Genomic DNA, 10,516 nt, shown 5'->3' with positions numbered 1-10,516 from the left:
ATACAAAATCCATATAATTTATCTAGAGCGTTATGTCTACCAATGTCTTGTCGATGTACAAAAAATGTCAAACCATCGCTTATAGCAGCATTATGTAAGCCACCTGTTTCTTGGTAAATATGACTTGCACTTTGTAATCGAGTCATCATGTTAATAATTTGTATTGGAGTTAAAGTGATTTTAGACATAGAAGTTTTAGCGATAGCAGCATCATTTTGAAAATAAAACTCACGACTCTTTCCACAACAAGATGCAATCATTCGTTTTGTGGAATATTGAAAGCGATCGCCTAAATCTTTATTAAGTTCAACATGGGCAAAACCTTTACTATCATCAATCAGCACAGATTTTAATTCATCTCGCTTTAAAATGGCACCTTCCGAAGCCAGAAATCCAATGACTAACTCCTCAAGGTTTGTTGGACTGCATATAACAGTCGCAAATTCTTCACCATTCACCATAATTGTAAGTGGAAATTCTGTCACATATTGATCTGTTGTATTGAATAATTTTCCATCTTCATATCTAACAATTGGTTGACCTAAAGATACATCTTTGTTCATTATCTAACCCCTTTAATTAGCTTAAACTTTATTTTAAAGCAATTTGCTTAAAATTTTAACATATTTGCTTAAGTTTGAAATTTGATTTATAAAAAATAATAGCGAGCAATCTGTTTGATTTAAATTGAATTCGAGAGTATACATACTAGGGGATCAATTAATAAATATCAATCTTATGCAAATTTGACAATTGTTTGAATCAATATATAAACAGGCAACGGTTCTTTTCAAATATAATAGTAAGTGTATAATGAAAATGTAAATATTATTAAAAAAGGGGGTTCACTCAATGAAAATGAAACGTTTTATAGCTATTGTAATGGCATTATTTTTAGTATTAGCTGGTTGCTCTAATTCTAACGATAATAATGAAAGTAAAAAAGATGACGCAGACAATGGTAAGAAACAAGAGATTCAAGTTGCAGCGGCAGCAAGTTTAACAGATGTAACCAAGAAATTAGCTTCAGAATTTAAAAAAGAGCATAAAAATGCTGATATTAAATTTAACTATGGTGGATCAGGGGCATTAAGAAAACAAATTGAATCAGGCGCACCTGTTGACGTATTTATGTCTGCAAATACTAAAGATGTAGATGCATTAAAAGACAAGAATAAAGCGCATGATACATATAAATATGCGAAAAATAGTCTAGTATTAATTGGTGATAAAGATTCAAATTACACTTCAGTAAAAGACTTAAAAGACAATGATAAATTAGCATTAGGTGAAGTGAAAACTGTACCAGCAGGAAAATATGCGAAACAGTATTTAGATAACAATAACTTATTTAAAGAAGTCGAAAGTAAAATCGTTTATGCTAAAGATGTAAAACAAGTATTAAATTATGTTGAAAAGGGTAATGCGAAACAAGGTTTTGTGTATAAAACTGACTTATATAAACAAAACAAAAAAATTGATACTGTAAAAGTAATTAAAGAAGTAGAACTTAAGAAACCAATCACATACGAAGCTGGTGCTACATCAGATAGTAAATTAGCAAAAGAGTGGATGGAATTCTTAAAATCAGATAAAGCTAAAGAAATATTAAAAGAATACCACTTTGCAGCATAAGGAGTTGTAATCCATGCCTGACTTAACACCTTTTTGGATATCAATACGAGTTGCTGTAATCAGTACGATTATTGTAACGGTTTTAGGTATTTTTATATCTAAATGGTTGTATCGTCGTAAGGGTTCGTGGGTTAAAGTATTGGAAAGTTTATTGATATTACCTATTGTTTTGCCGCCAACGGTATTAGGTTTTATTCTATTAATCATCTTCTCGCCAAGAGGACCAATCGGTCAATTCTTTGCGAATGTACTACATTTACCTGTAGTGTTCACTTTGACAGGTGCTGTGATAGCATCTGTCATTGTTAGTTTTCCACTAATGTATCAACATACTGTGCAAGGCTTCAGAGGTATAGACACGAAAATGATTAATACAGCTAGAACGATGGGAGCAAGTGAAACGAAAATTTTCCTCAAATTAATTTTACCATTAGCTAAACGCTCTATTTTAGCAGGTATAATGATGAGTTTTGCTCGTGCATTAGGTGAGTTTGGTGCTACATTAATGGTTGCAGGATATATTCCAAATAAAACGAATACACTACCTTTAGAAATATACTTCTTAGTGGAACAAGGTAGAGAAAATGAAGCGTGGTTATGGGTATTAGTGCTAGTCGCATTCTCTATTGTGGTTATATCTACAATTAATTTATTGAATAAAGATAAATATAAGGAGGTCGACTAGATGCTTAAAATCAATGTGAAATATCAATTAAAGAACACTTTAATTCGCATCAATATAGATGATACTGAACCAAAAATTTATGCAGTTCGTGGTCCATCTGGCATTGGTAAAACTACTGTTTTAAATATGATTGCCGGATTACGTAAAGCAGATGAAGCTATTATCGAAGTGAATGGGCAATTGCTTACTGATACGACAAAAAACGTGAATGTTAAAATTCAACAACGACGTATTGGATATCTGTTTCAAGACTACCAATTGTTTCCTAATATGACGGTTTATAAAAATATTACTTTTATGGCTGAACCATCTAAACACATCGATCAATTAATTCAAACTTTAAACATTAATCATTTGATGAAACAATATCCTATGACATTGTCAGGTGGAGAGGCACAACGTGTAGCACTTGCACGTGCACTTAGCACGAAACCAGATTTAATTTTATTAGATGAACCTTTTTCTAGTTTGGATGATACTACAAAAGATGAGAGTATTACATTAGTTAAACGTATTTTCAACGAATGGCAAATACCAATCATATTTGTGACACATTCAAACTATGAAGCAGAACAAATGGCTCATGAAATTATTACAATTGGGTAATCATTTATTTGCCATTAAAGAGTTTAGAACGTATTTAAAATTGTAGAAGTGAATGCTTCTATCAGCATTTTAATGATGTTTTAAACTCTTTTTTAGGGGCAGTTTTTTTGAGAGACATTGACGCGCGTCATATAATGAAAGTAATGATAAAAAGAAAGGATAACTTAATGTGAGTCAAGAACGTTATTCAAGGCAAATTTTATTTAAACAAATAGGTGAAATAGGTCAAAGCAAAATAAATCAAAAATGTGCGTTGATTATTGGTATGGGCGCATTAGGTACACATGTGGCCGAAGGACTTGTTAGAGCAGGCATTGCTAAACTAATCATTGTTGATAGAGATTATATTGAATTTAGTAATTTACAAAGACAAACATTGTTTACTGAAGAAGATGCTTTGAAAATGATGCCTAAAGTGGTTGCAGCTAAAAAGCATTTGCTAGCGTTACGTAGTGATGTTGATATTGATGGTTGTATTGCCCATGTGGATTATTATTTTTTGGAAACACATGGACAGGACGTTGACGTTATTATTGATGCAACCGATAACTTTGAAACACGACAACTGATTAATGATTTTGCATATAAACATCGTATACCTTGGATTTATGGTGGTGTTGTACAGAGTACATATACAGAAGCTGCATTTATACCTGGTAAAACACCTTGCTTTAACTGTTTGGTACCACAATTGCCAGCATTAAATTTAACATGTGATACAGTAGGGGTCATTCAACCTGCCGTGACGATGGCAACAAGTTTACAATTAAGAGATGCGATGAAAGTATTAACGGAACAACCAATTGACACAAAAATAACTTATGGCGATATTTGGGAAGGTAGTCATTATTCATTTGGTTTCAGTAAAATGCAACGTTCAGACTGTACAACTTGTGGAGATGTACCAAGTTATCCGTATTTAAACAAGAATGAACAACGTTATGCAACATTGTGTGGTAGAGACACTGTACAGTATGAAAATGCATCAATTACACACGACATTCTTGTTCAATTTTTAAAACAACATCAACTAAATTATCGCAGTAATTCGTATATGGTTATGTTTGAATTTAAAGGACACCGCATTGTTGCTTTTAAAGGTGGAAGGTTTTTAATACATGGCATGACACGCACATCAGATGCCACACATCTAATGAATTTATTGTTTGGATAAAAAAAGATAAGACAAAAGGAGTGTAATATTATGGGCGAACATCAAAACGTTAAATTGAATCGTACAGTTAAAGCAGCCGTACTAACGGTATCAGATACTAGAGACTTTGTTACAGATAAAGGTGGTCAATGCGTGCGCCAACTATTACAAGCAGATGACGTTGAAGTGAGTGACGCACATTATACAATTGTGAAAGATGAAAAAGTAGCCATCACGACGCAGGTGAAGAAGTGGTTAGAAGAAGATATTGATGTCATCATTACGACTGGTGGAACAGGTATTGCACAACGTGATGTGACGATTGAAGCAGTAAAACCACTTTTAACTAAAGAGATAGAAGGCTTTGGGGAATTGTTTAGATATTTGAGTTATGTTGAAGATGTTGGCACGCGTGCATTATTGTCTCGTGCTGTAGCAGGTACAGTTAATAATAAATTGATATTTTCGATTCCAGGATCAACAGGCGCAGTTAAATTAGCATTAGAAAAGCTCATTAAACCAGAATTAAATCATCTGATTCATGAGCTTACAAAATAATTTATTGACCTGATTGGCGTTGAAAATCTCCAGATTTACCGCCAGACTTGCTTTCAAGGTAGGTTTCGCCAATAATCATACCTTTATCAACTGCTTTCGTCATGTCGTAAATGGTTAAAGCCGTTGCTGATGCAGCGGTTAAAGCTTCCATTTCAACACCGGTTTTGCCAGTTGTAGAGACAGTTGTTTGAATGTTTAAAGTATAAAGGGGTGCATTTGTTTCATCCCAGCTGAAGTGAACATCTATGCCAGTCAATGGTAATGGATGGCACATCGGAATAATTGTTGATGTATTTTTGGCAGCCATAATACCAGCGATTTGAGCAGTGTTCAATACATTGCCTTTGGTATTGGTGTTATTAGAAATCTGCTTAAAAATAGTTTCATTCACAGTAATGCTTGAATGAGCGACAGCAGTTCTTTTTGTAATTTGTTTGTCTGATACATCGACCATTTTGGCGTGGCCTTGTTGATTAATATGAGTAAACTCAGTCATTTTACCCCTCCTAGTGCATCTAGTATATCATGAAAAAATAAAAGTTTTGGAGATGATTTTTAATGGTAGTAGAAAAAAGAAACCCAATCCCAGTTAAAGAAGCAATTCAACGTATCGTTAATCAGCAGAGTTCAATGCCGGCAATTACGGTAGCACTTGAAAAAAGTCTAAATCATATCTTAGCAGAAGATATTGTAGCTACTTATGATATACCAAGGTTTGATAAATCACCTTATGATGGTTTTGCAATTCGCAGTGTTGATTCACAAGGGGCAAGTGGTCAGAATCGCATTGAGTTTAAAGTGATTGATCATATTGGTGCAGGTTCAGTTTCTGATAAATTAGTTGGGGATCACGAAGCGGTGCGTATTATGACTGGAGCACAAATACCAAATGGCGCAGATGCTGTTGTTATGTTTGAACAAACGATTGAACTAGAAGATACATTTACAATTCGTAAACCATTTTCAAAAAATGAAAATATATCTTTAAAAGGTGAAGAAACAAAGACAGGCGATGTTGTTCTAAAAAAAGGACAAGTAATTAACCCAGGGGCTATCGCGGTCCTTGCAACATATGGCTATGCAGAGGTTAAAGTTATTAAGCAACCGAGTGTCGCTGTTATTGCAACAGGAAGCGAATTATTAGATGTTAATGATGTATTAGAAGATGGAAAAATTCGTAACTCTAATGGCCCAATGATTCGTGCCTTAGCAGAAAAATTAGGTCTTGAAGTTGGTATTTACAAAACACAAAAAGATGATTTAGATAGTGGCATCCAAGTCGTTAAAGAAGCTATGGAAAAACACGATATCGTTATTACAACGGGTGGAGTTTCTGTTGGAGACTTTGACTATTTACCTGAGATTTATAAGGCTGTAAAGGCGGAAGTGTTATTTAATAAAGTAGCAATGCGTCCTGGTAGCGTAACAACGGTTGCATTTGCAGATGGAAAGTATTTGTTTGGATTATCTGGAAATCCATCAGCTTGTTTTACAGGATTTGAACTATTTGTGAAACCAGCTGTTAAACATATGTGTGGCGCACTAGAAGTCTTCCCGCAAATAATTAAAGCAACATTAATGGAAGATTTTACCAAGGCAAACCCATTCACACGATTTATACGTGCTAAAGCAACGTTAACAAGTGCTGGAGCTACTGTAGTACCTTCAGGATTCAATAAATCAGGTGCGGTTGTAGCGATTGCACATGCTAACTGTATGGTCATGTTACCAGGAGGGTCACGTGGTTTTAAAGCGGGGCATACAGTAGATATTATATTGACTGAATCTGACGCTGCTGAAGAGGAACTTCTTTTATGATTTTACAAATTGTAGGTTACAAAAAGTCTGGTAAGACAACATTGATGAGGCATATTGTCTCTTTCTTAAAGACACATGGTTATACAGTTGCTACTATTAAACATCATGGGCATGCTAAGGAAGATATTCAATTACAGGATTCAGACGTCGATCACATGAAGCATTTTGAAGCGGGGGCAGATCAAAGTATTGTACAAGGTTTTCAATATCAGCAAACTGTAACACGTGTAGATAATCAAAATCTTACTCAAATTATTGAGAAATCTGTTACAATTGACACCAATATCGTATTAGTTGAAGGCTTTAAAAATGCTGATTTTGAAAAAGTCGTAGTCTATCGAGATGAAGAAGAGTTGCAAGTATTACAACAATTGTCGAATGTTTGTTATAGCATTAATGTAAGGGAGCATGAAGATTTTACAGCATTTGAGCAATGGTTATTAAATAAAATTAAAAATGATTGTGATACACAATTAACATAGAGGATTGAAATGAATGAAACAATTTGAAATCGTGATAGAACCGATACAAACAGAACAATATCGTGAATTCACTATAAATGAATATCAAGGTGCAGTAGTTGTTTTTACCGGTCATGTTCGCGAATGGACTAAAGGCGTCAAAACGGAATATTTAGAATATGAAGCGTATATTCCAATGGCTGAAAAGAAATTGGCACAAATTGGAGATGAAATAAATGAAAAATGGCCTGGAACGATAACGAGTATTGTTCATAGAATAGGGCCATTACAAATTTCAGATATCGCTGTATTAATTGCAGTTTCTTCACCGCATCGTAAAGATGCCTATCGAGCAAATGAATATGCAATTGAGCGTATAAAAGAAATTGTTCCGATTTGGAAAAAAGAAATTTGGGAAGATGGTTCAAAATGGCAAGGGCATCAAAAAGGGAATTATGAAGAAGCGAAGAGGGAGGAATAAGAGAGATGAAGGTACTTTACTTCGCAGAAATTAAAGATATATTACAAAAAGCACAGGAAGATATTGTGCTTGAACAAGCATTGACTGTACAACAATTTGAAGATTTATTGTTTGAACGTTATCCGCAAATCAATAATAAAAAGTTTCAAGTTGCTGTAAATGAGGAATTTGTACAAAAATCAGATTTCATTCAACCTAATGATACTGTTGCATTAATTCCACCGGTTAGTGGAGGTTAAGGGAGCATGAAAGCAATAATTCTTGCAGGTGGTCATTCAGTGCGATTTGGTAAGCCCAAAGCTTTTGCGGAAGTGAACGGTGAGACCTTTTATAGTAGAGTAATTAAGACATTAGAATCAACAAATATGTTCAATGAAATTATTATTAGTACAAATGCGCAATTGGCAACGCAATTTAAATATCCAAATGTTGTTATAGATGATGAGAATCATAATGATAAAGGTCCATTAGCAGGAATTTATACAATCATGAAGCAACATCCTGAAGAAGAATTGTTTTTTGTCGTTTCTGTTGATACACCAATGATTACTGGTAAAGCTGTAAGCACGTTGTATCAGTTTTTAGTTTCTCATCTTATTGAAAATCATTTAGATGTCGCAGCTTTTAAAGAAGATGGACGTTTTATTCCAACAATTGCATTTTATAGTCCGAATGCATTAGGCGCTATAACTAAAGCACTACATTCTGATAATTACAGTTTTAAAAATATATATCATGAATTATCAACGGATTATTTGGATGTCAGGGATGTAGATGCGCCCTCATATTGGTACAAAAATATAAATTATCAGCATGATTTGGACGCTTTAATTCAAAAATTGTAAGCTGTTAGGAGGTCCACAAATGGTAGAACAAATAAAAGATAAACTAGGACGTCCCATCCGTGACTTACGGTTATCTGTGACAGATCGGTGTAACTTTAGGTGTGATTATTGCATGCCTAAAGAGGTATTTGGAGATGATTTCGTATTTTTACCTAAAAATGAACTGTTAACGTTTGATGAAATGGCTAGAATCGCTAAGGTATATGCAGAATTAGGTGTAAAAAAAATACGCATTACAGGTGGAGAACCATTGATGCGACGCGATTTAGATGTACTTATAGCTAAATTAAATCAAATCGATGGTATTGAAGATATTGGTTTGACTACAAATGGTTTGTTATTAAAAAAGCATGGACAAAAGTTATATGATGCTGGGCTACGCAGAATTAATGTCAGTTTGGATGCTATTGATGATACGCTATTTCAATCAATCAATAATCGTAATATTAAAGCGACTACGATTTTAGAACAAATTGATTACGCGACGTCTATTGGTTTGAATGTAAAAGTAAATGTTGTTATACAAAAAGGTATTAACGATGATCAAATCATACCAATGCTTGAATATTTTAAAGATAAACATATAGAGATTCGATTTATAGAATTTATGGATGTTGGTAATGATAATGGATGGGATTTCAGTAAAGTTGTAACTAAAGATGAAATGCTTACAATGATAGAGCAGCACTTTGAAATCGATCCTGTAGAACCAAAATATTTTGGGGAAGTAGCAAAATATTATCGCCATAAGGATAATGGTGTTCAATTTGGTTTGATTACAAGTGTTTCACAATCATTTTGTTCTACATGTACACGCGCAAGGCTGTCATCAGATGGGAAGTTTTACGGATGTTTATTTGCAACTGTCGATGGATTTAACGTTAAAGCGTTTATTCGTTCTGGCGTGACCGACGAAGAATTAAAAGAACAATTTAAAGCTTTATGGCAAATAAGAGATGATCGATATTCAGATGAGAGAACTGCTCAAACAGTTGCCAATCGTCAACGTAAAAAGATAAACATGAATTATATTGGTGGTTAATGTGTAGGGACCACTACATATTAAATCATTAGAGATGTTTTAATATTTCTGTCTTACTCCCTAAAATACAATATTATTTATTAAAGTAAAAACGGTCATATCTATGCCAGATTTAATAGAAATGATCGTTTTTAAAGTTTTTACAAGTTGGCGGGGCCCCAACACAGAAGCTGACAGAAAGTCAGCTTACAATAATGTGCAAGTTGGCGGGGCCCCAACATAGAGAATTTCAAAAAGAAATTCTACAGACAATGCAAGTTGGGGATCAACGAAATAAATTTTGTGAAAATGTTATTTCTGTCCCACTCCCAAAAATCACTACATAATTAATCTTTAAGGGCTCTTTAACATTGATGTCACACTCCAAGTCATTGAGTTGTAATATATCTTTTTTAGGTATAAATGTTGTCGAATAAACAACAAGTTGTCCAAAAGATATAAATCTAAACAAGATATAGCCAGCAATTTAATATTTGTAATAGATAAAATGCTAAGTTTGATATATAATAAATTTAAGTAATTGTATAATAATATGAATTACAAACATCTAAGAAGAAACATAGGAGGCATCATATTATGAGTAATAAAGTTCAACGTTTTATAGAAGCAGAAAGGGAGTTAAGTCAGTTAAAGCACTGGTTAAAAACAACACATAAGATTTCAATTGAAGAATTTGTAGTACTTTTTAAAGTGTATGAAGCTGAAAAGATTAGCGGTAAAGAATTGAGGGATACATTACATTTTGAAATGCTATGGGATACAAGTAAAATCGATGTGATTATCCGTAAAATCTATAAAAAAGAGCTTATTTCTAAATTGCGTTCTGAAACGGATGAAAGACAAGTATTCTATTTCTATAGTACTTCTCAAAAGAAATTGTTAGATAAAATTACTAAAGAAATAGAAGTGTTAAGCGTTACAAACTAAAAACTTAAAAAGCATGCCAATCAGTACATCATATTTGCGTCTTGGGGACAGACAAATGATGAATAGAGATTGGCATGCTTTTTATTTTTGAATATAAATATTTAGTTCATGGCATTTCTAGTTACATGACGTCCATGAATTAAGAAGTAAACAAGCATAGTAATGATTGCTAAAGCGGCCATAAAGCCGAAGATTTCACTATATGAAAACATATGAGTAAATAACCCAAGGAATGATGGACCGAAGCCGACACCTGCATCTAGACCAACGTAAAAAGTAGATGTCGCGATACCATATTTAATCGG

At 33.6% G+C, this 10,516-nt stretch carries 15 protein-coding genes and 1 pseudogene; 12 read left to right on the top strand and 4 right to left on the bottom strand.

What is annotated here, in order from left to right:
• On the bottom strand, positions 1–563 hold a 563-nt coding region (locus tag IDG60_RS17830), incomplete at its 3' end, for a formate dehydrogenase accessory sulfurtransferase FdhD (RefSeq protein WP_206161011.1).
• Positions 564–852: 289 nt separating this feature from the next.
• On the opposite strand from IDG60_RS17830, the gene modA reads away from it, so the two are divergent.
• The 5 genes from modA (at position 853) to IDG60_RS17805 (ending at position 4,637) form a co-directional block, all read left to right on the top strand.
• Entirely contained in the window at positions 853–1,635 is a 783-nt protein-coding gene (gene modA / locus IDG60_RS17825) for a molybdate ABC transporter substrate-binding protein (RefSeq protein WP_000782736.1), read from the top strand.
• A 13-nt stretch (positions 1,636–1,648) separates the two neighbouring features.
• Positions 1,649–2,320 (top strand): molybdate ABC transporter permease subunit, encoded by a 672-nt coding sequence (gene modB, locus IDG60_RS17820; RefSeq protein ID WP_001113093.1) that lies wholly within the window; start codon positions 1,649–1,651, stop codon positions 2,318–2,320.
• Entirely contained in the window at positions 2,321–2,926 is a 606-nt protein-coding gene (locus IDG60_RS17815) for an ATP-binding cassette domain-containing protein (protein ID WP_000913024.1), read from the top strand.
• A gap of 169 nt (positions 2,927–3,095) precedes the next feature.
• Complete coding sequence (locus tag IDG60_RS17810; RefSeq protein ID WP_000076930.1) at positions 3,096–4,100, top strand: ThiF family adenylyltransferase; 1,005 nt, start codon at positions 3,096–3,098, stop codon at positions 4,098–4,100.
• A 30-nt stretch (positions 4,101–4,130) separates the two neighbouring features.
• Complete coding sequence (locus IDG60_RS17805) at positions 4,131–4,637, top strand: MogA/MoaB family molybdenum cofactor biosynthesis protein (RefSeq protein WP_000503822.1); 507 nt, start codon at positions 4,131–4,133, stop codon at positions 4,635–4,637.
• A 1-nt stretch (position 4,638) separates the two neighbouring features.
• Here IDG60_RS17805 and moaC read toward each other — a convergent pair whose 3' ends face one another.
• On the bottom strand, positions 4,639–5,133 hold the full coding sequence (gene moaC / locus IDG60_RS17800; RefSeq protein WP_000134526.1) for a cyclic pyranopterin monophosphate synthase MoaC: 495 nt from the start codon (positions 5,131–5,133) through the stop codon (positions 4,639–4,641).
• 62 nt (positions 5,134–5,195) lie between these two features.
• Here moaC and IDG60_RS17795 point away from each other — a divergent pair, with 62 nt between their 5' ends.
• Genes IDG60_RS17795 through moaA form a run of 6 tightly spaced genes read left to right on the top strand, consistent with a single transcriptional unit; the run spans position 5,196 to position 9,284 of the window.
• Entirely contained in the window at positions 5,196–6,455 is a 1,260-nt protein-coding gene (locus tag IDG60_RS17795; RefSeq protein ID WP_000259717.1) for a molybdopterin molybdotransferase MoeA, read from the top strand.
• Positions 6,452–6,937: a molybdopterin-guanine dinucleotide biosynthesis protein B gene (gene mobB / locus IDG60_RS17790; RefSeq protein WP_000602950.1), complete on the top strand. Its 486-nt coding sequence runs from the start codon at positions 6,452–6,454 to the stop codon at positions 6,935–6,937. Before IDG60_RS17795 ends, mobB begins: the two co-directional genes overlap by 4 nt.
• A 13-nt stretch (positions 6,938–6,950) precedes the next feature.
• Entirely contained in the window at positions 6,951–7,397 is a 447-nt protein-coding gene (locus IDG60_RS17785) for a molybdenum cofactor biosynthesis protein MoaE (RefSeq protein WP_000808495.1), read from the top strand.
• A gap of 5 nt (positions 7,398–7,402) precedes the next feature.
• Positions 7,403–7,636 (top strand): molybdopterin converting factor subunit 1, encoded by a 234-nt coding sequence (gene moaD, locus IDG60_RS17780; RefSeq protein WP_000866971.1) that lies wholly within the window; start codon positions 7,403–7,405, stop codon positions 7,634–7,636.
• A gap of 6 nt (positions 7,637–7,642) precedes the next feature.
• The gene (gene mobA / locus IDG60_RS17775) at positions 7,643–8,242 is read left to right on the top strand and encodes a molybdenum cofactor guanylyltransferase MobA (protein ID WP_000643986.1); all 600 of its coding nucleotides are present in this window, start codon (positions 7,643–7,645) and stop codon (positions 8,240–8,242) included.
• Positions 8,243–8,261: 19 nt separating this feature from the next.
• Positions 8,262–9,284 carry a GTP 3',8-cyclase MoaA gene (moaA, locus tag IDG60_RS17770; RefSeq protein WP_000230173.1) on the top strand — a complete coding sequence of 341 codons (1,023 nt, stop codon included), beginning with the start codon at positions 8,262–8,264 and terminating at the stop codon, positions 9,282–9,284.
• A 265-nt stretch (positions 9,285–9,549) separates the two neighbouring features.
• On the opposite strand, the gene IDG60_RS17765 is transcribed toward moaA, so the two are convergent.
• Complete coding sequence (locus tag IDG60_RS17765; protein ID WP_001792132.1) at positions 9,550–9,735, bottom strand: hypothetical protein; 186 nt, start codon at positions 9,733–9,735, stop codon at positions 9,550–9,552.
• A gap of 125 nt (positions 9,736–9,860) precedes the next feature.
• Here IDG60_RS17765 and sarV point away from each other — a divergent pair, with 125 nt between their 5' ends.
• Positions 9,861–10,211, top strand: coding sequence for an HTH-type transcriptional regulator SarV (gene sarV, locus IDG60_RS17760; RefSeq protein WP_000066900.1), 351 nt, complete (start codon positions 9,861–9,863; stop codon positions 10,209–10,211).
• A gap of 101 nt (positions 10,212–10,312) precedes the next feature.
• On the opposite strand, the pseudogene IDG60_RS17755 reads toward sarV, so the two are convergent.
• A pseudogene (locus IDG60_RS17755) lies at positions 10,313–10,516 on the bottom strand (MFS transporter); the annotation flags it as partial.

The sequence above is a fragment of the Staphylococcus sp. EG-SA-2 genome (genome assembly GCF_017152085.1).
This window is presented reverse-complemented; position numbering and strand designations above follow the sequence as displayed.

Excerpts from the sequence above, each read along its gene's own strand:
- modA (WP_000782736.1), top strand. The coding sequence starts at position 853 with ATGAAAATGAAACGTTTTATAGCTATTGTAATGGCATTATTTTTAGTA.
- modB (WP_001113093.1), top strand. The coding sequence starts at position 1,649 with ATGCCTGACTTAACACCTTTTTGGATATCAATACGAGTTGCTGTAATC.
- IDG60_RS17815 (WP_000913024.1), top strand. The coding sequence starts at position 2,321 with ATGCTTAAAATCAATGTGAAATATCAATTAAAGAACACTTTAATTCGC.
- IDG60_RS17805 (WP_000503822.1), top strand. The coding sequence starts at position 4,131 with ATGGGCGAACATCAAAACGTTAAATTGAATCGTACAGTTAAAGCAGCC.
- moaC (WP_000134526.1), bottom strand. The coding sequence starts at position 5,133 with ATGACTGAGTTTACTCATATTAATCAACAAGGCCACGCCAAAATGGTC.
- IDG60_RS17795 (WP_000259717.1), top strand. The coding sequence starts at position 5,196 with ATGGTAGTAGAAAAAAGAAACCCAATCCCAGTTAAAGAAGCAATTCAA.
- mobB (WP_000602950.1), top strand. The coding sequence starts at position 6,452 with ATGATTTTACAAATTGTAGGTTACAAAAAGTCTGGTAAGACAACATTG.
- IDG60_RS17785 (WP_000808495.1), top strand. The coding sequence starts at position 6,951 with ATGAAACAATTTGAAATCGTGATAGAACCGATACAAACAGAACAATAT.
- moaD (WP_000866971.1), top strand. The coding sequence starts at position 7,403 with ATGAAGGTACTTTACTTCGCAGAAATTAAAGATATATTACAAAAAGCA.
- mobA (WP_000643986.1), top strand. The coding sequence starts at position 7,643 with ATGAAAGCAATAATTCTTGCAGGTGGTCATTCAGTGCGATTTGGTAAG.
- moaA (WP_000230173.1), top strand. The coding sequence starts at position 8,262 with ATGGTAGAACAAATAAAAGATAAACTAGGACGTCCCATCCGTGACTTA.
- sarV (WP_000066900.1), top strand. The coding sequence starts at position 9,861 with ATGAGTAATAAAGTTCAACGTTTTATAGAAGCAGAAAGGGAGTTAAGT.